Annotated in this window: 23 protein-coding genes; 10 read left to right on the plus strand and 13 right to left on the minus strand. The window is 61.5% G+C overall.

From position 1 onward, the window contains the following. Window positions 1–28: 28 nt before the first annotated feature. Together LQ788_RS10635 and LQ788_RS10640 are read right to left on the minus strand one after the other, a co-directional pair. A complete protein-coding gene (locus LQ788_RS10635) occupies window positions 29–451 on the minus strand; it encodes a hypothetical protein (RefSeq protein ID WP_231440815.1) in 423 nt (140 codons plus the stop codon). A 29-nt stretch (window positions 452–480) separates the two neighbouring features. Next, window positions 481–1,272 (minus strand): alpha/beta hydrolase, encoded by a 792-nt coding sequence (locus LQ788_RS10640; protein ID WP_231440817.1) that lies wholly within the window; start codon window positions 1,270–1,272, stop codon window positions 481–483. 86 nt (window positions 1,273–1,358) lie between these two features. Here LQ788_RS10640 and LQ788_RS10645 point away from each other — a divergent pair, with 86 nt between their 5' ends. Both LQ788_RS10645 and LQ788_RS10650 read left to right on the plus strand, forming a co-directional pair. Next, window positions 1,359–2,138: a lysophospholipid acyltransferase family protein gene (locus LQ788_RS10645; protein ID WP_231440820.1), complete on the plus strand. Its 780-nt coding sequence runs from the start codon at window positions 1,359–1,361 to the stop codon at window positions 2,136–2,138. Window positions 2,139–2,378: 240 nt separating this feature from the next. Then, the gene (locus tag LQ788_RS10650) at window positions 2,379–2,960 is read left to right on the plus strand and encodes a MerR family transcriptional regulator (protein WP_317207034.1); all 582 of its coding nucleotides are present in this window, start codon (window positions 2,379–2,381) and stop codon (window positions 2,958–2,960) included. Window positions 2,961–3,209: 249 nt separating this feature from the next. Here LQ788_RS10650 and LQ788_RS10655 read toward each other — a convergent pair whose 3' ends face one another. Further along, entirely contained in the window at window positions 3,210–4,022 is an 813-nt protein-coding gene (locus LQ788_RS10655) for a ParA family protein (protein ID WP_231440822.1), read from the minus strand. A gap of 175 nt (window positions 4,023–4,197) precedes the next feature. Here LQ788_RS10655 and LQ788_RS10660 point away from each other — a divergent pair, with 175 nt between their 5' ends. Genes LQ788_RS10660 through LQ788_RS10670 form a run of 3 tightly spaced genes read left to right on the plus strand, consistent with a single transcriptional unit; the run spans window position 4,198 to window position 8,995 of the window. Then, window positions 4,198–7,599 (plus strand): pyruvate carboxylase, encoded by a 3,402-nt coding sequence (locus LQ788_RS10660; RefSeq protein WP_231440823.1) that lies wholly within the window; start codon window positions 4,198–4,200, stop codon window positions 7,597–7,599. Further along, the gene (locus LQ788_RS10665) at window positions 7,592–8,098 is read left to right on the plus strand and encodes a peptide deformylase (protein WP_231440825.1); all 507 of its coding nucleotides are present in this window, start codon (window positions 7,592–7,594) and stop codon (window positions 8,096–8,098) included. The genes LQ788_RS10660 and LQ788_RS10665 overlap by 8 nt, the downstream gene beginning before the upstream one ends. 42 nt (window positions 8,099–8,140) lie before the next feature. Next, a complete protein-coding gene (locus tag LQ788_RS10670; RefSeq protein WP_231440827.1) occupies window positions 8,141–8,995 on the plus strand; it encodes a 3-hydroxybutyryl-CoA dehydrogenase in 855 nt (284 codons plus the stop codon). Between the two features lie 95 nt (window positions 8,996–9,090). On the opposite strand, the gene LQ788_RS10675 is transcribed toward LQ788_RS10670, so the two are convergent. After that, window positions 9,091–10,350: an aminotransferase class I/II-fold pyridoxal phosphate-dependent enzyme gene (locus LQ788_RS10675; protein WP_231440829.1), complete on the minus strand. Its 1,260-nt coding sequence runs from the start codon at window positions 10,348–10,350 to the stop codon at window positions 9,091–9,093. A gap of 217 nt (window positions 10,351–10,567) precedes the next feature. Between LQ788_RS10675 and LQ788_RS10680 the strand changes: the two genes are divergently transcribed. Then, on the plus strand, window positions 10,568–11,287 hold the full coding sequence (locus LQ788_RS10680) for a class I SAM-dependent methyltransferase (protein ID WP_231440831.1): 720 nt from the start codon (window positions 10,568–10,570) through the stop codon (window positions 11,285–11,287). A 195-nt stretch (window positions 11,288–11,482) separates the two neighbouring features. Here the strand turns inward: LQ788_RS10680 and LQ788_RS10685 are convergent, their stop codons facing one another. Beyond that, window positions 11,483–11,947, minus strand: a complete 465-nt coding sequence (locus tag LQ788_RS10685; RefSeq protein WP_009884626.1) for an Hsp20/alpha crystallin family protein — start codon at window positions 11,945–11,947, stop codon at window positions 11,483–11,485. Between the two features lie 83 nt (window positions 11,948–12,030). Between LQ788_RS10685 and LQ788_RS10690 the strand changes: the two genes are divergently transcribed. Then, window positions 12,031–12,966, plus strand: a complete 936-nt coding sequence (locus tag LQ788_RS10690; RefSeq protein ID WP_231440833.1) for an AEC family transporter — start codon at window positions 12,031–12,033, stop codon at window positions 12,964–12,966. Window positions 12,967–13,124: 158 nt separating this feature from the next. Here the strand turns inward: LQ788_RS10690 and LQ788_RS10695 are convergent, their stop codons facing one another. Further along, window positions 13,125–13,640 carry a ferritin gene (locus LQ788_RS10695; protein WP_231440834.1) on the minus strand — a complete coding sequence of 172 codons (516 nt, stop codon included), beginning with the start codon at window positions 13,638–13,640 and terminating at the stop codon, window positions 13,125–13,127. 198 nt (window positions 13,641–13,838) lie between these two features. On the opposite strand from LQ788_RS10695, the gene LQ788_RS10700 reads away from it, so the two are divergent. Beyond that, window positions 13,839–14,120 carry a 4a-hydroxytetrahydrobiopterin dehydratase gene (locus LQ788_RS10700; protein WP_231440836.1) on the plus strand — a complete coding sequence of 94 codons (282 nt, stop codon included), beginning with the start codon at window positions 13,839–13,841 and terminating at the stop codon, window positions 14,118–14,120. Here the strand turns inward: LQ788_RS10700 and LQ788_RS10705 are convergent. The 4 genes from LQ788_RS10705 to LQ788_RS10720 all read right to left on the minus strand — a co-directional run bounded on the left by LQ788_RS10705 (window position 14,096) and on the right by LQ788_RS10720 (window position 18,341). Then, window positions 14,096–15,544 carry an amidase gene (locus LQ788_RS10705; RefSeq protein ID WP_231440839.1) on the minus strand — a complete coding sequence of 483 codons (1,449 nt, stop codon included), beginning with the start codon at window positions 15,542–15,544 and terminating at the stop codon, window positions 14,096–14,098. The two genes, LQ788_RS10700 and LQ788_RS10705, sit on opposite strands and share 25 nt — an antisense overlap. A gap of 4 nt (window positions 15,545–15,548) precedes the next feature. Continuing rightward, entirely contained in the window at window positions 15,549–16,781 is a 1,233-nt protein-coding gene (locus LQ788_RS10710; RefSeq protein ID WP_231440841.1) for an amidohydrolase, read from the minus strand. Window positions 16,782–16,849: 68 nt separating this feature from the next. Then, window positions 16,850–17,584 (minus strand): hypothetical protein, encoded by a 735-nt coding sequence (locus tag LQ788_RS10715; protein WP_231440842.1) that lies wholly within the window; start codon window positions 17,582–17,584, stop codon window positions 16,850–16,852. Window positions 17,585–17,594: 10 nt separating this feature from the next. Further along, on the minus strand, window positions 17,595–18,341 hold the full coding sequence (locus LQ788_RS10720; RefSeq protein ID WP_231440843.1) for a DUF5058 family protein: 747 nt from the start codon (window positions 18,339–18,341) through the stop codon (window positions 17,595–17,597). Between the two features lie 223 nt (window positions 18,342–18,564). On the opposite strand from LQ788_RS10720, the gene LQ788_RS10725 reads away from it, so the two are divergent. Next, entirely contained in the window at window positions 18,565–19,125 is a 561-nt protein-coding gene (locus LQ788_RS10725; RefSeq protein ID WP_231440844.1) for a maleylpyruvate isomerase N-terminal domain-containing protein, read from the plus strand. A 35-nt stretch (window positions 19,126–19,160) separates the two neighbouring features. Further along, on the plus strand, window positions 19,161–19,700 hold the full coding sequence (locus LQ788_RS10730) for an MOSC domain-containing protein (RefSeq protein WP_231440846.1): 540 nt from the start codon (window positions 19,161–19,163) through the stop codon (window positions 19,698–19,700). A gap of 146 nt (window positions 19,701–19,846) precedes the next feature. On the opposite strand, the gene LQ788_RS10735 is transcribed toward LQ788_RS10730, so the two are convergent. From LQ788_RS10735 to LQ788_RS10745, 3 genes are all read right to left on the minus strand, one after another. Further along, window positions 19,847–20,407 (minus strand): hotdog fold domain-containing protein, encoded by a 561-nt coding sequence (locus LQ788_RS10735; RefSeq protein WP_231440848.1) that lies wholly within the window; start codon window positions 20,405–20,407, stop codon window positions 19,847–19,849. Between the two features lie 290 nt (window positions 20,408–20,697). After that, the gene (locus LQ788_RS10740; protein WP_317207035.1) at window positions 20,698–21,126 is read right to left on the minus strand and encodes a transglycosylase family protein; all 429 of its coding nucleotides are present in this window, start codon (window positions 21,124–21,126) and stop codon (window positions 20,698–20,700) included. A gap of 230 nt (window positions 21,127–21,356) precedes the next feature. Beyond that, window positions 21,357–23,738, minus strand: coding sequence for an ATP-binding cassette domain-containing protein (locus tag LQ788_RS10745; RefSeq protein ID WP_231440852.1), 2,382 nt, complete (start codon window positions 23,736–23,738; stop codon window positions 21,357–21,359). Window positions 23,739–23,740 lie beyond the last annotated feature (2 nt).

Genomic DNA, 23,740 nt, shown 5'->3' on the forward strand with positions numbered 1-23,740 from the left:
GGAGGAGACTCGAGATCAGAGCCTGTGTTCAAACAGAAGCACCATTGTCTCCGTCGGACGTGCGGCTTGTCGGGAGATGGAAGAAGAGTCCGACTGCCCCTCCGAGGCCGACGGCGATACCGACCAGCAGGAACCAGCCAGGCAGAGGTCGGAAGAAGATCACGCCGAGGAGCAACAGGAGCACGGCACCGAATGTGGCGACGACAGAGAGCATCAGTGTCGGCGAAGCCGTGCGCCAACCGATCGGTGCGGCTGGGCCGGGTTCCCACCCTTCTTCCTCTTCGAGGCGCTCCCTGACCTCGTCGACAGGCATATCGCCCATCATTGCGCTAGGTTCGGCAATCTGGTTGACGAGATCTTCCCAGTGACTGTCACTGATGCGTGAGGAATCGCCGAGCCGCTCCGATTCGGGAACCTCGTTGCGCCAGTCCTCGTTCTTCTCGTCGTCCATGTTCTCTATCAGCAATCTCCTTGACGTCTCTATTCCCTGTCGCCCGGGGTTCCTGCGGTTGCGCCACCGGCGGATGTCGCCTTCTCAAGGATCACCTCGGCGATGGTGTCCGCGTCATTGTCCAAGGTGGCTACGTGACGCGATCGACGCAGGGACCGAATGGCAGGAGCTGTGGGCAGACGCGATCGCAGGGTCCTGAGAGTGCGCGGACCGACGACACCGTCGCTGCCGGAGATTAAGAGGGTCACCGGGCAGTCGATCCGCCACAGGTGTTCGCGAAGCTTCGACTGTGCCGAGGCGAATGACGCGATAGCAGCGACAGGAGTCCGGTCGTAGGCGTACTCGCAGCGGTCCGGGTGGGCGATGTCTCCGCCGATCGCCGGCACCGAGGCGACGACGTGTTTGAGGACCGGAAGAAGTGGAGTCAGCGGGGAATCGATGTACAGGGCCGGGTTGATGAGGACGAGTTCATCGGGAGGCGAATCGTCGGCTCCCAGGGCCAAGGCCAAGGCCCCGCCCATCGACAGTCCTGCCACCACTACCCGTGAGTGAGTCTGCGACAGCGCCGACATTTCTGCCCTCGCCGCGTCGAGCCAATCAGACCACTTCGTGGCGTTGAGATCCTGCCAGCGTGTGCCGTGTCCGGGGAGCAGCGGCACGCTGACGCTGATCCCGTGATCGCTGAGGGACCGGGCAATGGGAAACCACGCGGCCGGTGAACCGGTGATCCCATGGAGAAACAGCACAGCAGACTCCGAGTCCGGAGCGATCTGCCGGTAAGGTGCAGTCGGCACCGATTGTGGTGAGTAGTCGATCTCCATAGCATCAGCATGGCATGAATGTGCGGTGATGGTGTCGATATATGATGTCCGAGAACGACAAAGAGTCGTGACAGGGAAGGGTGCTCGTGTTCTACTGGTTTCTCAAGCGAGTCGTGGCCGGACCCATTCTGCGGATCCTCTTCCGCCCCTGGGTTCGCGGGCTGGACAACCTCCCGTCCGATGGGCCTGCGATCATCGCGGGGAATCACAACCACTTCATGGATTCGATCTTCGTTCCCCTGCTCGTACCCAGGCCCGTCGTCTACCTGGCGAAGAAGGACTATTTCACCGGTCGCGGCCTCAAAGGCGCCGTCACACGTTGGTTCTTCAAACTCAACAATCAGCTGCCGATGGACAGGGCCGGGGGATCCGGCTCGCAGGCGTCGCTTGAGTCTGGACTCAAAGTGCTCGGCGAGGGCAACTCTCTGGGCATCTACCCGGAGGGAACTCGGTCACCGGACGGCAAGCTCTACCGTGGCCGCACCGGCGTTGCCAGACTGGTCCTCGAATCCGGTGCACCGGTGATTCCCGTCGCCATCATCGGCACCGACAAGATTCAGCCTGCAGGCCGCCTGATCCCGAAGTTCCGGCGCGTCGGAATCGTCTTCGGGTCCTCGATGGACTTCTCCAAGTACGAGGGACTTCCGGCCGACCGCTTCCTCCTGCGCTCCGTCACCGACGAGATCATGTACGAGATCATGCGGCTGTCCGGGCAGGAATACGTCGACAAGTACGCCTCGACCGTCAAGACCAAACTCCTCACCAGCTCCAAACCGAAGAAGACTGAGGAACCCAAACCCGAGGACGAGCAGTCCCCGGGACCAGTTGGCTCCGAGGATCACAAGATCCCTCCCGAAGCAGAGTGACTGGCTCCTCTTAGTGGGCCTCGGGCTGCTCAATCGGCACTGATTCGGGTGTTCGAATACTGCGATAACGGCGACACGCAGAAATTGTTACCTTGAGGTGTTTGTCCTGGAAGGCCGGGAAGAATAGCTTGGAGATGTTGAATCCCACTGTAGGTTCGCTGAGAAGAGAGCTAGAATGGAAATGTTCTCTGCCCTTCAAAGCGACCTCGCTTCCCCCAGGGACTATAAGGAGGAGTCGGTGTGAACCGCTCAAGTCATGAAAGCGTCGAGCCGACGCCAATACCGCCAGCCGCTCAGGGTCTGTTGTTCGACGACGATCTGCCTGTCCTCGATGAAGAGGCCGGCTACCGTGGTCCGACCGTGTGCAAGGTCGTCGGCATCAGCTACCGCCGACTCGACTACTGGGCACGCACCGACCTGGTGACTCCCTCGATTCGCAATGCAACCGGATCGGGCAGCCAGCGGCTCTACAGCTTCCGTGACATCCTTGTCCTCAAGATCGTCAAGCGACTCCTCGACACCGGCGTCGGGTTGCAGTCGATCCGCACAGCCGTCGACCACCTGCGGTCACGTGGAGTTCGAGATCTCTCACAGATCACTCTGATGTCAGATGGAGCCAGCGTCTTCGAATGCACTTCACCCGATGAGGTCGTTGACCTCCTGCAGGGCGGACAGGGCGTCTTCGGCATCGCCGTCGGTCGTGTCTGGAACGAAGTCGAAGGCAGTCTCTCCGAACTACCGAGCGAACGGCTTCCCGAAGATGACACAGCCATCGTCGAGATGGACGAACTCGCCCAACGACGAGCTCAGAAACTCGGCTGAACAGGCTGATCGCCCGGATACCGGGCAGTCCCAGATAGGGACACCATGGGGGATCGATGAGTGTGGCCCGTCCTAAAGGACGGGCCACACTCATATTCAATGCCAGGGTCAACAACAGCGGTTCGCCTCGGCATCGTTCAGGCGCTGCGTTGAGGACTCGTCGGCACGCAATTCTTCCGCGGAAATGTCATCGGGTGCAACTGAACTCAGTCAGCTGCACCCGATGGAAAGATCTCGGTCCTAGTGAACCTACTGCTTCGGAGCTTTGCGCGGGCGAATGTTCTCCGAGCGCAGGGCGCGCTCCAGCAGTGCGTCGAACGAGGTCGCCACCTCTTCTGCCGGTTTTCCGGGCCAGGAATGAATCGGGCGAGCCGATCCCTGCGCCTGCTGCATCACTGCGCGCTCGGCCAGCGGGGGATTGAGGACCAATGGCCCGAACATCTCCCGCATCTCTGAGATCCGATAGTCATGCTCGTTGGACCCGGCACGCACCCTGTTGACCACAAGACCCAGTGGCTGGATATCCGAGGTGCCACGCTGGCGCAGTTCATCCGCGGCTCGCAGGGCGCGATCGGCTGCAGCGACCGAAAACAGACTGGGCTCAGTCACCACAGCCACACGATTGCTGGCCGTCCACGCGGTGCGTGTGAGTCCGTTGAGGCTCGGCGGACAGTCGATGAGCACGAGTCGATAGCCCTTGGCCACCCGACTCAACGCGTCTTCAAGCCGCCGGAGGTACCGCTCAGACAGCGAGGGCCGATCGAACTCCGCGGCCCTGGGGGAGCCGGAGATCACATCGAGGTGTCCGAGCTTATCGCCCACCCACCCGGAGGGGATGATCGCCTCGGACAGGATTTTCTGGGACTTAGGAGCAGCGAGCACATCGGCGATGTCGACGCGTGTCGACGTCGGAACATCAAGGCCGGTCGAGGAGTCCGCTTGCGGATCCATGTCGACGACCAAGGTCGGAATTCCCCGGTTGTATGCGGCCGAGGCAAGACCGAGTGTCACGGACGTCTTACCGACTCCGCCTTTGAGGCTGCTGATACTTAGGACAAGCACTCTCCTACGTTAACGTATCCGGCCCGGCTGAGCTGTCACGACCACGCCGGGCGTGGCAGTCGGGTGAAAATGGGACCCCCTGTATTCGAGTGGCATAGGTCACTGAGTAGAGTGGTTCCTCGACAGCCCGTCGACTATCGCCTGAAGGCGATCGATACAGAAGTGAGAGACACAGATGTTCTCTAAAGTTCTTGTGGCAAATCGTGGAGAGATTGCCGTTCGCGCGTTCCGAGCAGCGTACGAACTCGGCGCCTCCACTGTCGCTGTTTTCCCCTATGAGGATCGGAACTCCGAACACCGCATGAAGGCCGACGAGGCCTACATGATCGGCCAAGAAGGCCACCCTGTCCGTGCCTACCTCAGTGTTGAAGAGATGCTGCGCGTCGCAAAGGAATCCGGAGCCGACGCCATCTACCCCGGCTACGGCTTCCTGTCGGAGAATCCCGACCTGGCACGAGCCTGCCATGAGGCAGGAATCACCTTCATCGGCCCCAAGGCCGACGTACTCGAACTCGCTGGCAACAAGGTGCAGGCCCTGACGGCCGCACGCAATGCCGGGATTCCCGTACTCGATTCGACCCGCCCCTCTGCCGACATCGCCCAGCTGCTGGCCGACGCGGAGTCCATGGAGTACCCACTCTTCGTCAAGGCTGTGGCCGGAGGCGGCGGACGCGGAATGCGCCGTGTCGGCGAATCCGGACAGCTGGAAGACGCACTCAAAGCCGCAATGCGCGAAGCAGAAGGTGCTTTCGGTGATCCGACGGTCTTCATCGAGCAGGCCGTGCAGCGTCCGCGTCACATCGAGGTCCAGGTCCTTGCCGACAATGACTCGAATGCGATTCATCTCTTCGAACGAGACTGCTCGGTCCAGCGTCGTCACCAGAAGGTCGTCGAGCTTGCTCCGGCTCCGAACCTGGACCCGGCCATCGCTGACGCACTTCACGCCGATGCCCTCAAGTTCGCCAAAGCGCTGGGATACCAGAACGCAGGAACCGTTGAGTTCCTCCTCGAGACCGATGGGCCCCGCAAGGGTCAGCACGTCTTCATCGAGATGAACCCGCGTATCCAGGTAGAGCACACGGTCACCGAGGAGATCACAGACGTCGATCTGGTCGCCTCTCAGATGCGCGTCGCTTCAGGGGAGACCCTGGCCGAGATCGGCCTGAATCAGGAAGACATGCGGATCAAAGGCTCCGCCCTCCAGTGCCGCATCACCACCGAGGATCCGGCAAATGCCTTCCGCCCTGACACCGGAACCATCACCGCCTACCGTTCTGCCGGCGGCGCGGGCGTCCGACTCGACGGCGGCACCGTCCACGCAGGTGCCGCGGTCAGCGCCCACTTCGACTCGATGCTGGTCAAGCTCACCTGCCGTGGGCGCGACTTCGAACAGGCGATCTCACGTGCACGCCGAGCCCTGGCGGAATTCCGGATCCGCGGCGTTTCATCGAACATCGGCTTCCTGCGGGCCGTGCTCGAAGACGAATCGTTCATCGCTGGCGACCTGGCGACATCATTCATCGAAGAGCGCCCCCATCTGCTCGACGCCCGAGTCAGCGCGGATCGCGGTTCGAAGATCCTCGACTACCTGGCCGACGTCACCGTCAACCGACCCAACGGCGAGCCCAGCGTGCGCATTCGCCCGGGTGAGAAGCTGCCCGACATCGACCTCGGCGCCGATCCGACGCCGGGCAGTCGTGATCGACTCCTCGAACTCGGTCCCACCGGCTTCGCCCAGTCGCTGCGCAACCAGACACCGCTGGCCGTCACCGACACCACGTTCCGCGATGCTCACCAGTCGCTGCTCGCCACCCGGGTGCGCTCCCGTGACCTGCTGGCAGTCGCCGGGCACGTCTCCCGAATGACACCGGAGCTGCTGAGCATCGAAGCCTGGGGCGGTGCTACCTACGATGTGGCTCTGCGTTTCCTCGGCGAAGATCCCTGGGAAAGGCTGACCGCTCTGCGCTCAGCAGTGCCCAACATCAACCTGCAGATGCTGCTGCGCGGTCGCAACACCGTCGGCTACACCCCGTACCCGACGCAGGTCACCGATGCCTTCGTCGATGAGGCGGCTCGCACCGGCATCGACATCTTCCGCATCTTCGACGCCCTCAACGACGTTGAGCAGATGCGCCCGGCCATCGAAGCGGTTCGCGCCACGAACACCACAGTCGCCGAGGTTGCTCTGTGCTACACATCAGACATCCTCGATCCGCGTGAAGAGCTCTACACGCTTGATTACTACCTCAAGTTGGCCGAGCAGATCGTCGCTGCCGGAGCACATGTGCTCGCGATCAAGGACATGGCCGGACTCCTCCGCCCAGCCGCCGCGACGCAGCTTGTCACCGCATTGCGGGAGAACTTCGATCTCCCGGTCCACGTCCACACCCACGACACCGCGGGTGGACAGCTGGCCACTCTCTTCGCTGCAGCCGCGGCCGGGGCGGACGCTGTGGACGCCGCTTCGGCGGCCATGGCCGGGACTACCAGTCAGCCGAGCCTGTCCGCACTGGTGGCAGCGTTCGAGAACACCGAACGCGACACTCAGATCAGCCTCAACGCTGTCAGCGATCTCGAACCCTACTGGGAATCGGTCCGCAAGGTCTATGCCCCCTTCGAGTCCGGTCTGCCCGGACCGACGGGCCGTGTCTACCGGCACGAGATCCCGGGCGGGCAGCTGTCCAACCTGCGCCAGCAGGCTGTGGCACTGGGACTGGGGGAGCGGTTCGAGGAGATCGAGCGCATGTATGCGGCAGCCGATGCCATTCTCGGCCACCTCGTCAAGGTCACTCCATCATCGAAGGTCGTCGGTGACCTTGCGCTCCACCTCGTTGGTGCCGGTGTCGATCCCAAGGAATTCGCCGAGAACCCGGACAAATTCGACATCCCGGATTCGGTCATCGGATTCCTCAGCGGCGACCTCGGCGATCCTCCAGGCGGATGGCCCGAGCCGTTCCGCACGAAGGCTCTGGCAGGCCGCAGGCACAATGCTGTCTCCGAAGACCTCGCACCTGAAGATGCGGCAGCGTTGGAGACACCGGGCACCGCACGGCAGGCCAAGCTCAATTCGCTTCTGTTCCCTGGCCCGACCAAGGAATTCGAGCAGATGCGGGCCAACTACGGTGATCTGTCCGTTGTCGAGACCTCTGAATACCTCTACGGTCTCACTGCAGGAGAGGAACACGCCGTCGAACTGTCGAAGGGCAAGGACCTCCTCATCGGAGTCCAAGCCATCAGCGGCACCGACGAACGCGGCATGCGCTCGGTGATGTTCACCCTCAACGGCCAGCTGCGTCCGCTGCAGGTTCGCGATCGCGCCGTCGAAAGCGACGTCAAGGCCGCGGAGAAGGCCGATCCGACGAATTCTGGTCACGTGGCCAGCCCGTTCGCCGGTGTGGTCACCCTGCAGGTTGCCGAAGGCGACACGGTCGAGGCCGGCGCCACGGTTGCCACGATCGAGGCAATGAAGATGGAAGCCTCCATCACCACTCAGAAGGCCGGCACCGTTTCGCGTATCGCCATCGGCAACGTCCAGCAGCTCGAAGGCGGCGACCTCGTCGTGGTCATCGATGGCTGAACGCGACATCCGCCTGTGGGGTGATCCGGTGCTGCGCAGTCCGTGCGCGCCGGTCACTGTCTTCGATGAGGGGCTGAGAGCATTAGCCCACGACCTCGTGGACACGTCCCTGCCGGAGGGCCGGGCAGCCGTGGCGGCGCCGCAGATCGGCGTCGGTGTGCGGGCATTCGGATACGATCTCGACGGCCGAACGGGGTATGTCATCAACCCCGAGGTCGTCGAGGTCGGCGGGGAGCTGCGCGATATCGAAGAGGGCTGCCTGTCTGTCCCCGGGCTGTTCTTCCCCACACCGCGCTACGAGTTCGCTCGTGTGCGCGGTGTGGATGCGGAGAACTCACCCGTGGAGATCTCCGGCACCGAGGTCTTCGCCCAGATGCTCCAGCACGAGGTCGCTCATCTCGATGGTCAGGTCTACGTTCAGACACTTCCCAAGGAGCGTCGCCGAGAGGCGATGAAGGCCATCCGCGGCTCTGACTGGTTCCTCGCCAGGCAGCCGTAACCAACAACGACGAATCACCACTGCAACAAAAAGGAGCACCAGATGAGCATTCAACGCACTGCAGTCATCGGAAGCGGACTCATGGGAGCAGGCATCGCCGAGGTGCTGGCAAAGTCAGGTCTCGACGTCATCGTCCGAGAGATCAACGACGAAGCGTCAGCAGCTGGTCGTGCTCGCATTGAGAAGTCCCTGGCCCGTGCGGTCGAGAAGGGAAAGCTCGATGCTCAGGCCCGTGACGAGGCGATGGGCAGGCTGCGCTTCACCACCGACATCGGCGAACTCGCCGATCGTCAGCTGGTCATCGAGGCCGCAAGCGAGAACGAGGACATCAAGAAGTCGATCTTCGCCGAGCTCGACAAGGTCGTGACCGATCCCGATGCGATCCTCGCCTCCAACACCTCGTCGATGCCGATCATCAGATTCGCACAATCGACGTCACGTCCGGAGCGGGTGCTCGGGGTTCACTTCTTCAACCCGGCACCGGTCCAGCCCCTGGTTGAGATCGTCTCCTCCGTGCTCACCGCCGATTCGGTGCGTGATTCGGTCACGGAGTTCGTCGCCGAGGTGCTGGGCAAGAACCCGATCCAAGCGCAGGACCGTCCCGGGTTCATCGTCAATGCACTGCTCATCCCGTATCTGTGCAGCGCCATCCGCATGCTCGAAGCGGGTTACGCCACCAAGGAAGACATCGACGCCGGAATGGTGGGCGGCTGCGCGCACCCGATGGGGCCGATCAAGCTTGCCGACATGGTCGGGCTCGACACCTGCCTGTACGCGGCTGAGAGCATCTACACGGAGACCGGCGATCCTGCGTCGAAGCCTCCAGTGCTGCTCTCGCGCATGGTCGATGCGGGTCTGCTCGGAGTCAAGTCCGGCCGCGGCTTCTACGAATACTGAGGCCAGAGGCACCAGCGCAGACAAAGAACTCCTGGTCGGTGATTGCACCGACCAGGAGTTCTTGTATTCAGGCCGCGCAGCGCGAAGCGCCGACTTCAGCCGGCGAGGAGCTTCTCATAGCTGGCGAGCTTCACACAGGCCACGAGTCCCTGCGCAGCCAGTTCCACGTCTTCGACCGTCGGCATGGTCGGAGCGATGCGGATGACGTTGTTGTGCGGATCCAAACCATAGGGATGGGTGGCACCAGCCGGTGTCAGCTTCACCCCCGCCTCGGCGGCCAGCTTCACGATCCGGTCCGCAGTGCCCTCCAATGTGGTCAACGTGATGAAGTACCCGCCGTCCGGGTGGGTCCACTGAGCCAGGTCGGTACCGCCCAATTCCCGTTCCAAGGTGTCGAGCACCGCGTCGAACTTCGGTGCGATGATCTGCGCGTGCTGGCGCATGTGCTCCTCGACTCCCTCCGGGGTGGCGAAGAAGCGCAGATGACGCAGTTGGTTGACCTTGTCAGGTCCGATGGAGATCTTCGAGAGATTCGAGCGGATCCAATCAGTGGTCTCCGGGCCCCCACCGAAGAAGGAGACACCGGCACCGGCATGGGTGATCTTCGAGGTCGAAGCGAAGATCCACGGGCGTTCCGGATGTCCGGCCTTGGCACAGATGTCGAGGATGTCGAGAACCTCGGGATGCTCGTCCCGGAGGTGATGGAGTCCGTACGCGTTGTCCCACAGCAGAGTGAAGTCGGGTGCCGCTGCCGGCATCGCCGCGAGCTCTTTGGCTCGTTCTTCGGTGATGGTGATGCCTGTCGGGTTCGAGTACATCGGCACCAACCACATTCCCTTGACCGACTCATCCTCTGCCAGACGCTGAGCCTCGGCGACGACCGGACCCTGTGAGTCCATGGGAATGCTGAGGAGCTCGAAGCCCAGCGACTCGGCCAACGTGAAGTGGCGGTCGTAGCCGGGGACCGGGCAGATGAGCTTGTGAGGTCCCTGGCCCCAGGGTCGTGAGTCACCGACGGTGCCGTGCATGATCGCAAAGGTCAGAGCCTGGGCCATGAGGGTCAGTGAGGCGTTTCCACCAGCAAGAAGTTGGTTCGCAGGAACCTTGAGCAGCGGGGAGAAGAGCTCACGCAGCTCGACGATTCCGTCCAGCCCGCCATAGTTGCGGGTATCGACCCCGCCGGGAGTCATCACGTCATCGGGTGTCACCGCTGTCAGAAGATCTGCCGCCAGGTCGAGTTGCGCACTTGCCGGCTTGCCTCGGGTGATATCGAGCTTCAACCCGCGGGAAGCGAATTCCTCATAGGCGCCAGAAGCGCTCTCCAGCTCTGCCTGCAGCTCGGGCGTGGGGGACATCGATGCTCCTTGTCACTGTTGTTTGACCGGTACGTCTATCCTAGTCACTTCCCGACCCGGGCGCGGGAGCCGCCCTTCCACGAGAACAGGCCGCCGAGAGCTGCACAGCCTCGGGTGCAGGGCAGAAGGGACAGAAATACCGCAGGTGAGTCGAATTTCGGAGACGGGATAGAGTTGTCCTCGATCATTGAACTTCACGAATCGGGGTGGGCGAACTGTGAGACCACGCGCGCAATCGGCCCACGGGCGCAGCTTCGGTCGACTGGCCGGCGTCTATGACGAAGTGCGCCCACGCTATCCCGATGCCGCCATCGACATTGCGACCACTGAGTGGAACGGACTCGACGTCTGCGATCTGGGTGCGGGAACGGGCATCCTCAGTCGTGCTCTGCTCGATCGGGGAGCCAACCTCATCGCCGTCGATCCCGACGAAGAGGCGTTGGAGAGCAATCCTGCGCAGAGCATCAGCGGCAGCGCCGAGGACACCCTGCTGCCAGACGACTGCGTCGATGTCGTGACCGTGGCACAGGCCTGGCACTGGTTCGACGAAACGACTGCGGCGCTTGAGATCTCACGCATCCTGCGACCGGGCGGACGGTTGCTCATCCTCATCAACCAACTCGACGTCCGCGTCGACTGGGTGCTGCGCCTGAGCCGGATCATGCATGCCGGGGACGTATATCGCCCCGCGTTCCGACCGAGCCCGGCCGGGTTCGAACTCGTCGCTCATGAGCTGGTCGAATTCTCCACTCCACTCACTGTGGACGGAATCGTCGACCTGGCTCGCACCCGTTCCTATTGGCTGCGCTCGAACCAGGGGACCAGAGCCAGAGTCGAGGCCAACCTGCGCGAGTACTTCACCCTTGAGCACCCCGTCGACGGAACGCTGGAACTGCCCTATATGTGCCTGGCGTATGTGCTCAAGTCGGTTGCCTGATTGGTTGCCTGTCCAGTTCTTCTCGTTGTTGTTCGGTCAGGGTACTGCGTGAATGCATAGAACTGCTCCCCAGTAGTTGGTGTCTGATTTCTCAGTCCAACTTCTGGGGAGCAGTTCAACCAGTGGGTGCAGCCCGCTTCTCACGGTTGAATGCGTCGTGTGAGTTGAGTCCCTCACAACGGAGCAGTCAGTCGATCAGGCTCCTGCCGGATCCTCATCACGGACCGGAGAGGTTTCGACAACCTCGGTGGCTCTGGTCGGGTTGGAGTGCGAGACATTGATCTTGCGGGGCCGAGCTTCCTCCGCCACCGGGATGGTCAATGTCAGCACACCGTCCTGGTAGTCAGCCTGGATCCGGTCGAGTGCGACTCGATTGCCCAGGGTGAGCTGGCGTGCGTAGGTGCCAGTCGTCCGTTCCCGGGTCAGCCATTTCACATCCTTGTCCGCCACCTCGGACTGCCGCTGAGCGCGAACGGTCAGCGTACGATCCTCAACGTCGACGTCGATGCTCGAGGGGTCAACACCCGGCATATCGATACGTGCGACGAAGACCTCTCCATCACGGTAGAGATCCATGGGAAGCGAAGTGGAGTTCGGGGTGCGAGTCACTTCCGAGAAGAATCGATCGAGGTCACGGATGGGGTCAAAACGTGTAGCCATGAGCTTCCTTTCGTTAGGTCGTTACATTGAGTCAAACACACTCAACTTTGAAATGATTCCCATCTCATGAAATTCTCAGTCTCGTGAGTCTCACTCCGGTCCTCCTCGCCCTCGTTCCCGTCGCTGTTCTGATCTTCTTCGGCAGTGTGCTCAAAAGACTCCCAGGTTTCACCAATCCCGATTTCTGGTCAGGGGCCGAGAAACTCGCCTACTACTGCCTGCTGCCGGTGCTGCTGTTTACCTCGGTCGCCGACGTCAGCGTCACACACGTTCCCCTCGGACGACTGACCGTGGGCCTCATCGCCCCGACTCTGCTCGTATCGATCCTCATCATCGTGCTGCGTCGGTACGTGGCTCGCGATCTTCCCTCATTCACCTCGGTGCTGCAGGGTGGAATCCGCTTCAACACCTATATCGGACTCTCGATTTCGGCCAGCATGTTCGGACCCGAAGGGAGTGCCCTGGCCGCCATCGTGGCGGCCGTCCTCGTGCCCACGGTCAACATCATCTCCAGCCTGGGGTTCGAGTTTCTGCGCACCGGACCCAGCTCCGTGCTCGGAATCGTCCGCGTCATCGTGACGAACCCACTGGTGATCGGGTGTGCTGCAGGGGGAGCGTTCAACCTCACCGGAGCTCGCGTGCCCGATGTGCTCGACTCCGTGCTGTCACCATTGGCGTCCGCGGCCCTGCCGATCGGACTTCTATGTGTCGGCGCCGGTCTGCGAAGATTCCCGTTTCGCGCCCAAGTCGTGGGACTGGTCAATTCCACCGTGGCAAAGCTCATCGTCCTGCCTGCGGTGACTCTGCTCACTCTCCTCCTGCTCGACGTCCCCACCACGCCGGCGTTGGTGGCCATGATCTTCCAATCGATCGCCACGGCCAGCTCCGGCTATGTCATGGCGAGGCAGCTCGGCGGCAATTCGGAACTCATGGCCGCCCTCATCGCGGCCCAGACCGTGCTCATGCTCATCACTCTGCCCGTCGTCCTGCTCATTTCACAGGCAGTGCTCGGCACCTGAGCGATTCGTCTGCCCTGGCATCCGGCACTGCCGTCGACTGCGCGTACTGGAGACTCGGACACTGAAACAGCGAATGGCCGAACCCTGTGCGGGTCCGGCCATTCGCTGCTGAGCCGACGGTGACTGCAGGTCACGCGTGGCAGATCATGATCTGTCGATCACTCGTTGTCAGCCTTGATGTCAGGGTGACGTGATCCGAGCTCGGAATCGATCCGGAGCAGACCGGAACCGCTGTCGGCGACGTGCTCAAGGCGACCGATGATCTCAGAGATGGTCGATTCCTCTTCGACCTGCTCGTCGATGAACCAGTGCAGCAGCGGCAGGACGTCGAGATCGGTCTCCGACTGAGCAGTGCGGTAGAGGTTGCGAATCGATTCGGAGACCTTCTCCTCGTGGGCCAAGGCGGCCTTGAAGTAGTCGATGGGCTGTGAGCCCGAGACCTTCGGGGCAGCGATGTCACCGATCTGCGGAGCGAAGCCACGATCCTGGCAGTGCTGAATGAATTTCGCGGCATGAACCTGCTCCTCCTCGGACTGCGCACGCATCCAGCGAGTCATTCCGGGAAGGTCGAGATCATCAAGCTGAATGGACAGCTGCAGGTAGACCATCGACGCTTCGAGCTCGAGAGTGACCTGCTCGCCGAGGACCTTCTGCATTGCGGGGCTCAACTGCATATGTTTCTCCTTCGCGATACGAGACGGATTCGTTCCGTCCTCATGTTCCATATCCTGACACCTTTTCTAGAACGGTTCCAGTGTGGGAAGGCTCGGCAAACAATGCTGAGGCATGGCATACCTGACCCAGCGGATTCGCTGCATCTGCCGATGTCGTGGCCATGGACACCGCGCCGGACCCGGTGCCAAGCTGGGTCCATGCAGGATCGAATCGACGAACTCACACAATGGCAATCGACCGACGACGCACTCCACGCACGATTCCTCACGGGATCCTTCGTCAGTGGAGTCACGTTCATCAACGCCATCGCCGAGGCAGCAGAAGCCGCAGGCCACCACCCGGACGTGGACCTGCGGTTCCCACACGTGGATATCTCACTGACCACCCATGACGCCGGGTCGATCACCGACAAAGACATCGACTTGGCCACTGAGATCTCCCAGATCGCGAAGGATCAGGGCATCGACGCAGCCAACTGAGGATGGCGACGATGGACCTGGGTCGCCGCCTCAAAGGCATGCGCCATCCGCAGCAGGTCCACGTCGGCACCTGGTTTGGCTACGAGCTGGACTCCCACCGGCAGTCCCGACTCCGAGAAACCGGCAGGCACGGAGATCGCCGGGCACCCTGTGGCCGAAATCAGACACAGGGCGCGCATCCAGTCGAGATAGTTCTCGAGTCCGACACCGTTGATCTCTGTGGGGTATTCGATGGTGGCGTCGAAAGGGAGCACTTGGCAGGTGGTGAGCACCAACAGATCGTGGTCGCCGAAGAAGTGCTCAACTTCGCCATGCAGACGTGCACGGTCACGATCGGCAGAGACCACGTCGTTGCCGGTCAGCTTCAGTCCCATCTCGATGTTCCAGATCACAGAATCCTTGATCTGGTCCGGATGCTGTTCCAGCAGCGGGCCCCAGGAATAGACGAAATCGAGGGCACGCCGAACATTGAAGACCTCATCGGCATCGCCGAGGTTGGGGATCGTGTCGACGACACGTGCCCCCAGGTCGGAGAAGACGGTTGCCGTACCCGCCACGATGTCGCGGACCTCCCTTTCGACGGGGAGCAGCCCGTTGAGGTCTGGACTGAATCCGATCTTGACACCATGTAGGTCAGGTTCGCTCTGATTTCCCAGCTCGAACTCGGGCAGATCGAAGACGCTGCCGGGCTCGCCGATCGAACGAGGCCCGCCTAGCTCCGGCCCGGCCGTCGCACTCATCGTCAACGCCACGTCCGAGACCGTCCGGGCCATGAACCCGCTCTGCGCCAACCACGCAAACGGGTTGCCGGGAAGCGTATGAGGAAGTCGCCCATTCGACGGGCGAAACCCCACGACATTGTTGAACGACGCGGGGGAGCGCAGCGACCCTCCCATGTCCGATCCATCTCCGGAAGCTTGGATGCCAGCAGCCAGGACAGCTCCGACTCCACCGGAGGAGCCCGAAGCGGACTTGCTCGTGTCATAGGGGTTGACGGTGGTGCCGAAGACCGGGTTGAAGGTGTGCGAGCCTGCCGCGAACTCAGGCACATTCGTCTTGCCCGTCGTATTGACTCCTGCCTCTTTGAGACGGGCGATGATGAGGGAGTCAGTGTCTGGAACACGATCGGCCATGATCGGCGAACCCCAGGTGGTGCGCATCCCGGCAGTGTCGTGCGTGTCCTTGTGGGTCATCGGCACTCCGTGCAGCGGTCCGATCTGCTCACCATTTGCCACCGCCTGATCAGCGGCCTCGGCACGTGCCAGCGCGCCCTCGTCATCGCGGGTGACAACCGCATTCAGTGCCGGGTTGAGGGCATCGATGCGGGCCAAGTGGTCGCTGAGTGCCTCTCGGGCAGAGATCTCCTTCGTCGCAATCTTCGCCGCCAGCTCACGGGTGGACAGCCAATGCAGTTCCTCGCTCATCGTCTCACTTCCCGACCGTGCTGAGAACGGCACTCAGTGCCGCACGAATACCGGTCTCCAGCGTGGTTTCGACATCGTCTGGAGCGAAGAAGGGGGAGTGGTTGCCTGCTGGCGGTTCATCACCGTCGAATTTTGCGGGGGAGTACCCGCCGAAGAACCAGTAGACGTAGGGCACACCGATGTCGTCGCCGAATGCCCCGAAGTCCTCGCTGCCGGTGACGGCCTGGTCCAAGTGGACCTGCTCCACACCGAGCTCGGATCCGGCGGCCTCGAGGAACTGGTCGGTAGTTGCAGGATCGTTGTAGCAGCGAGGGAAGCGATACATCTCTTCGATGATCGGCTCCGGCGCTCCGGATGCCTGCGCCTCTGCGAGGATGATGCGTTCGACGCGGTTGAGAACGACATCACGCACCTCCTCGTTGAAGGTGCGGATGTTGAGTTTGAATTCCGCGGAATCGGGAATGATGTTCTCTTTCAGCCCGCCGTGGAAGGTGCCGACGGTGACGACAGCCATATCTCGACCAGAGATCTCTCGAGAGACGATGCTCTGGAGGCGGGTGATCATGTACGCGCCGAGCACGATCGGGTCGACTGAATTCTCCGGCTGTGAACCATGAGCCTGCTTGCCTCTGACCGTGACCTTGAGGCAGTCAGACATCGCCATTGCGGTCTCCTTGGCCACGTAGACATGCCCGGCCTTGCCTGGCCATACGTGCTGTCCGTAGATGACCTCTGGTTTGACGGTCGAGTCCCAGAGACTGTCGTCGAGCATCGCCCGAGCGCCCTCTCCGGTCTCTTCGCCGGGCTGGAAGATCATGACCACGCTGCCTGACCACAGGTCTTTCTGTTCGACGAGGTAGCGGGCCAGATACAGTCCGACGGTGATGTGCGTATCGTGACCGCAGCCGTGCATGACCTTAGTGGTCGATCCATCGGGCAGAGTTCCCTCGGCCGTCGATGCGTAGTCGTATCCTGTGTCCTCGGCGATCGGCAGACCGTCGGTGTCGGCCCGGTAGGCCACGACGGGGCCTTCGCCGTTTTCGATCACGCTGACGATGCCGGTGCCGCCGTAGGTGCGGGTCTCAAGTCCGAGCGCTTCGAGCTTAGAGCGAATCGTCGCGGCCGTCTGAGTCTCCTGCATCGACAGCTCGGGCGTGCGATGGAAGTCCTTGTAGTCGGCGACGGTCTGTGCAAGATTGTGCGAGATCGCACTCCGAAGAGTGGTGTTGAGCGACATGATGTCCTTTCACAGTATGGGTGTCTTCGATGGTCTCAGGTATTGAATGATGAGGTGGCAGGTGACCGTCAGTTGATTCCGACGTTGTCTCCGTCTACCGGCCCCTTCTTGTCGGTCAGGGCCTTGTTCCGGGTGAACCAGGTGATGGCGATCGTCAGAATGACGACGATGGCAACATCGCCGGATGCCAGGACTGGGACGAGCGGGATGAGGACGAGGATGACCAGGGCCGCCGCTCCCAAGGCAATGAGCGTGGACTTGACCTGCCGCAGAGAGGCGATGAGCTGGACTGTGACACCGCCGAGGATGGCCGGCAGGATGTAGAGCTTGGCTACGAGAGTCACCGGTTCGGGAATGATCGAGACCAGCCAGGTGCCGAGGATGCCCACGAAGAGCACCATGGAGGCCACGTGGATCAGTGCCGCTCCGCAGATGGCCATGGTGGCCGCGTATTCGCCCTTGCGCGTACCCGGCTTCACTCCGAGCGTGTCCTGCGCGACAATCGCCGAGGGCAGGAGCTTGTTGGAGATGTTGCCGATCAGGAATGCCTGGTACATGCCGGCGGGTCCGAGGATCGGGAAATAGGTCAGTGGTTCGACGATGTAGAAGACGCCGTAGACGGCGAAGACGGCAAGGAATCCCTTGAGGATTTCACCGAAATTGACGTTGGCATCCGCAACGAAGAGAAGGTAGAAGGGCACCGAGGTCGCGATGAGGAACCCGACGAAGAGAGTGAGTGAACCCCACTTGGTCGTGGTGCGCTCGAAGGCCGCGTGTGAGGGTGACGTGACGATGTTGGACATGATGTTCTCCTCAGGCTTCGGGTGCGCCAAGACCGGCGTAATGGGCGAAATAGGACGCGATAAGGCCCACCAGCAGGGAGATTCCAAGTCCCCATTCCTTGAGCCATGGCTGTTTCAACGTCTTTGCGAGGAAGAGACAGATCGTCATCACCACAGCTGAGACGAGGATTGCGATAACGTGTGTCGGGGATTTCGGAAGCTCCCGAAACGTCAATGCGGCGAAGGCCGCGAGCAGTGCTGCTCCGGGAATGATGGACATCAGCGCCGGATTGACCTTCTCCAGCTTGTGGGAGCTGCGCTTGAAGACCGGAGTCAGGATCAGGGTGGAGATCATCCACCCTGCACCCGAGAGGCTCATCGCCATGAGAGCGACGATGAAGACGCCGCGGGTAAAGGTCTCATCACCGAGGCTCGAGCCCATGGTGCCGGCTGCGATCGAAGCCGAGGCAACCTCGGTGGCGGCGGAACCGATGAGACCGACGCGCACGACGACTGGGGGAGTGCCGAAGAGGGGGAGAAGCGCGATCGCAACGAGGACGACAGACAATGACGGTCCGATCGCAGCAACACCGCCGGCTCTGAACGCTGATTTGACCTCCTGTTGGCTCATACCCGCCGATTCGGCGTTCTTCTTCACCGCGGTCATGTAGATGAGTGACTGGACGACGACGACGCCCATGACTGCCATTGCCAGAATCCAGAGAACCGGGGCATTTGCGAGACCGATGTAATCGGCCGACTGACTTGCCAGCACCATAGCGGGGCTCCTCACTTCCTTGTCGGAGTTGCTCACGGGGACCGAACCACATCCTTGTGGTCCACATCACGTGTGTGAGTAACTTATACCGAGACAGGGCTCAAATGGTCATCTTTGACGAGACTTCCCGACTGGCGAGAACTGACTTCTCAATGCCGACCATCAACGAATTCGATGAGTATCGTCGGGAACACAACCATCCGCGATCAGGAAGCCTCAAACCATGGCCAAGCAGAACATCGACAGCTATCTCGACCAGGCAGAGACCTGTTGGGTGACCGCCCTGACCCGCGTCTCAGATCAGCACCTTAAACTCAGGAGCGGGTGCAGTGAGTGGACCAATCAGGAGCTGATCAACCATCTCATCGGCGGGGGACTGCGCTACGAAAAACTGCTGTCCCAATCCCCACCTGCAGAGGTCGAGGCCACCCGAGGCCAGAACCACCTCGGCGAGGATCGAATTGCGTCGTTCTGGAGCCATGAACAGGCCTTCCGCAGGATTGCGGGGGAGTGCGATCTCGACCGACAGGTGCCCCATCGCATCGGCCCGATCTCCGGCCACCAGCTGATCCGAATGCGCATTCTCGAATTGGTACTCCACGCGGCTGACCTCTCTGTCGGAACCGGAGATTCCTGGCCGATTGATGATCAGCTGGCAGAGTTCATGTCGACAGAACTCGACGAACTCATCGTCGAGCTGGGGGAGACCGGGGGATATGCGCAGCCGAGGGCACGACAGACCGGATCCCACGCAGAGCGGGTGCTGGCGATCTCGGGACGCTGAGGGGCAACTTCCGTAGCTCGTGGCACGATGGGGTCATGGATCCGCAGGTCGTCGCTGTTCATTCCAGCGCTTGGCACAACTTCAGCAAGACGACGTGTGATTCGATCACGCTCCTCGAGGGGCTCGGCGTCGAAGGGGATGCGCACTGTGGCGTGACAGTGCAGCACCGATCGCGGGTCGCCGCCGACCCATCGCAGCCGAACATGCGCCAGGTGCATCTGATCCACGTTGAGCTCTTCGACGCTCTCCGCAAAAGCGATCACTCAGTCGCCCCTGGTGATCTCGGCGAGAACATCACCACTCGGGATATCGACCTGCTGGCGCTCCCTGTCGGCACTCGGCTTCATTTCGGCCTCGCTGTCGTCACGATCACGGGTCTCCGCAACCCGTGCCAGCAGATCAACGACTTTCAACCTGGCCTGCTGAAACACGTGGTCAAGACCGACAGCGAGGGCGACGTTGTCCGACTCACCGGGGTCATGGGTATCGTCTCCCGCGGCGGAAGCGTGGCTGCCGGAGACTCGATCCACGTCGAGTTGCCGCCGACGCCGCACCTTCCGCTCACGCGCGTTTGATCGCGTCCCGTGCGATTCCTACATCCGGGAAGCGGAACGGCCACCAGCAGACTCAAAGTCGGCCTCGATAAAACAGGGGAGTGCGCACCACATTCCGGATCGGTCGATCAGAGTCTCAGCAATGACCAGAGTCTCAGCAAGTCGACCTAGGCAGCCTTCTTCTGAGAGACCCTCATGGTGATCTCCGCGGAGACGAACACATGACCGTCAGCATCAAGGACATCGACAGGCACAATCAGTTCCATCGGATCGTCACCGAACTCTGGAAGCGCATCAAGTCGGGCAATCGAGGTGACACCGGTGGTGGCCTTGGCCTTGTACTCAACCGTCATTCCGACAGGAATCCAGCGATGCGTTGCCGGAACCGTCGCCTCGGTCATCATGCCGCCAGCGATCTCAGCCATATTGCATGAGGCGATGGCGTGATAGGTACCGAGGTGGTTGCGCACGCCGCGGCGGTTCGGGGCGCTGGCACGGCAGTATCCCGGACGCAGTTCATGGATCTGCGGATGAACGGTGCGAAAGTAGGGTGCCTTGAAGCACACGGCACGGGTGAAGAGCCAGTTGCCGAACGGGACCTTCTGCAGTTTCTGCCAGATCGTGAAGATCGCGCCCGAGGCTGCGGTGTCCAGACTGCGCGGATCGCCGTGTGCGGAAGTGCGCTGCGTCTCTGTAGTGCCTGTGGTGTCTGCTGTTCCTGCGGTCATGAATTCTCCTTTGGCCATGGTGCCGGTTGCGGAAGTAGTGGCGACGAATGAATTTACTTAACATAATGTATATTATCGGCGTTACACACATAGACCAGATGAGCCAAGCGACACCGACGATATTGAGCTGTCGGTCCTGTCATCAGTTCTGGTGCCATCCCCGCAACGGTCCTAGTTACCGGCCAGTCACCAGCGTACAAAAAGATGACGGCCGCGGATAGCTTCTCAGCTATTCGCGGCCGTCATCGTGCTGACTCAGTGTCAGCCAACTGCGTGTGTCGGCAGGTGTCTCAGCTGCCGCCGAGTCCGACCTTGCCGTCATCCTTGGATCCGTCGCCATCGTCTGCAGCGCCGTTGGCCTTGGTCAGACCAGCTTCTTCACCGCAGACCGGCCATGCCCCCGGACCCTGCTCCTTGAGAGTCTTCTGAGCGACATCGATCTGCTCTGCCTTGCTGGCCTTGTGCGGCATACCGTCACCGCCGAAGGCCTTCCAAGTCTGCTCCGAGAACTGAAGTCCGCCGTAGTAGCCATTGCCGGTGTTGATGTGCCAGTCACCGCCGGACTCGCACTCGGCAACCTTGTCCCAGACGCCTTCCGAGGACTGAGCCCCCGTGGACGCCTGAGCTGGGCCGCTCATTCCCGTCAGTCCGGCTGCGGCGACCGCGCCGGCTCCTGCAACGAGGGCGACCTTGCGGAGGCTTGTGCTGTAGAGGTTCACTGTCTCATCTCCGTAATACGACTGCATTTCGGTTCTGTAACTCGGTCGTTACCGAGTCGTTATACACCGTAACGGATCTGAGTACCGGTGTGAACCGAGATCAAGGCCTCCGCGCTCCGAATCGACTCACAGAAGTCGCAACACTAACTGAGTAGCTGGCGTCATCGGGTGAGTCTCCCGGAGGTGCTCGACTCCCCCGATAAGCGGCTCAACCTCCCCCGTTAGAGGGCTCAGGCACCTGATACATAGACCGCCAGGTGCCGTGCAGTCAAGGACGCGTCCGGCTCCGAGGCAGAGTCCACGAGTTGCTTCGGAGTGCCTTCGAAGACAATACGACCACCGTCGTGTCCGGCCCCGGGTCCTAGGTCGATGATCCAATCGGAGTGGGCCATGACTGCCTGATGATGCTCGATGACGATGACTGTTCTGCCTGCGTCCGCGAGGCGGTCGAGCATTCCGAGCAGGTTGTCCACGTCGGCGAGGTGCAGTCCCGTCGTCGGTTCGTCGAGGATGATCACCTGTGCGGCATCCGCGGCTTTGGCCGACAGATGTGTGGCGAGTTTGAGACGCTGCCGCTCACCGCCGGACAGGGTCGTCAGCGGTTGCCCCAAACTGACATATCCCAGCCCCACCTCGGCAAGGTTGGCGATGATCCTATTCACTGCCGGGATCCGAGACTCCCCTGCCGCGAAGTATTCGATGGCTGCTGTCACCGGCAGGTCAAGGACCTCACGTATGTTCTTGCCACCCAGCGTGTATTCGAGGACTTCGGCCTGGAAGCCCTTGCCGTCGCAGACATCGCAGGGCGCTGACATTCCCGCCATCATTCCGAGATCGGAGTAGATGATCCCGGCACCGTTGCAGACAGGGCATGCCCCTTCGGAGTTCGCGCTGAAGAGTGCGGGTTTGACCCCGTTGGCCTTCGCGAATGCCTTCCGAATAGGTTCGAGCATGCCGGTGTAGGTCGCCGGGTTGCTCCGACGTGAGCCCTTGATCCCCGCCTGATCGATCATGATCACACCATCACGATGGCGCAGCGATCCTTCGATGAGGGTGCTCTTGCCCGAGCCGGCCACACCGGTGATCGCTGTGATGACCGCCAAAGGAACATCAACATCGACACCGCGCAGATTATGGGCCTGCGCTCCCCTGATCTCAAGACATCCGGTCGGTTCACGGGTTGTCGCCTTCAGCTGCGCACGGTCGTTGAGATGTCGCCCGGTGAGAGTGTCGCTGGTGATGAGGTCGTCGACGGTGCCGGTGAAGCAGACCTCTCCCCCGGCCGTTCCCGCCCCGGGTCCGAGGTCGATGACGTGATCGGCGATTCTGATGGTCTCGGGTTTGTGTTCGACGACGAGGACTGTGTTTCCCTTGTCACGCAGCGCGATGAGCAGGCCATTCATTGCGGCGATGTCGTGCGGGTGGAGCCCGATCGTGGGTTCGTCGAAGATATAGGTGACATCGGTCAGTGATGACCCGAGGTGTCGGACCAGCTTGATTCGCTGTGCTTCTCCCCCGGACAGCGACCCGGCCGAACGGTCAAGGGAGAGATAGCCGAGGCCGATGTCGACGAAGGCCTGCACATCTGCGGTCAGCGACTCCACGAGGTTGCTGACGCCTTCATCGGGGGCTTGGGCCAGCCAGTCCAGGAGGTCAGAGACCTGCATGGCGCAGACCTCGGCGATCGACAGGCCAACCAACTTCGATCCTCGTGCCGCCGAGTTCAGCCGTGTGCCGGAGCACTCGGGACACTGCGTATAGACGACCGCACGATCGACGAACTCGCGCACATGCTTCTGCATCGCGTCGCGGTCCTTGGACAGGAACGAGCGTCGGATCCGGGGAATGAGTCCGTCGAAGGTCATGTTCGTGCCGTTGATGACGATCTTCTCGTCCTCGGCGTGGAGGAGATTGTGCCTCTCCTCTTCTGTATAGTCGGCGATCGTTTTGTCTGGGTCGAAGTATCCCGATTCCGAGTAGAATCGCACGCTCCACCCGCCGGGCTTGTAGCCGGGGATCGTAATCGCACCCTCGTTGAGAGACTTCGAGGAGTCGACCACCTCGGCGATGTCGATGTCTGTGGCCGTGCCCATTCCCTCACACTGAGGGCACATCCCTCCGTTGACGGTGAAGGTTCGCCGCTCGACCTGTTTGTCGGCACCCTTGTCGATCGTCACGGCTCCCTTGCCGCTGATCGTGGCCACATTGAAGGAATAGGCCTTGGTCGAACCCAGGTTCGGTTGAGCCAGCCGGGAGAACAGGGTACGCAGCTTCGCATTGATGTCGCTGACGGTGCCCACCGTCGATCGCGGGTTGGCCCCGATACGTTCCTGATCGACGATGATGGCGGTGGTCAGGCCCTCCAACACGTCAACTTCAGGCCTGGCCATGGTCGGCATGAAACCCTGGACGAAAGCGCTGTACGTCTCGTTGATCAGGCGTTGGGACTCGGCTGCGATCGTGGAGAAGACCAGGGACGATTTGCCGGAACCGGAGACTCCGGTGAACACGGAGAGTCGTCGTTTGGGGATGTCGACAGAGATGTCTGCGAGATTGTTCTCGCGAGCTCCCTGCACGCGAATGAGCTCATGGTCATCGGCTGGATGCGTCATAC

The sequence above is a fragment of the Brevibacterium zhoupengii genome (assembly GCF_021117425.1).
GTDB classification, from domain to species: domain Bacteria; phylum Actinomycetota; class Actinomycetes; order Actinomycetales; family Brevibacteriaceae; genus Brevibacterium; species Brevibacterium zhoupengii.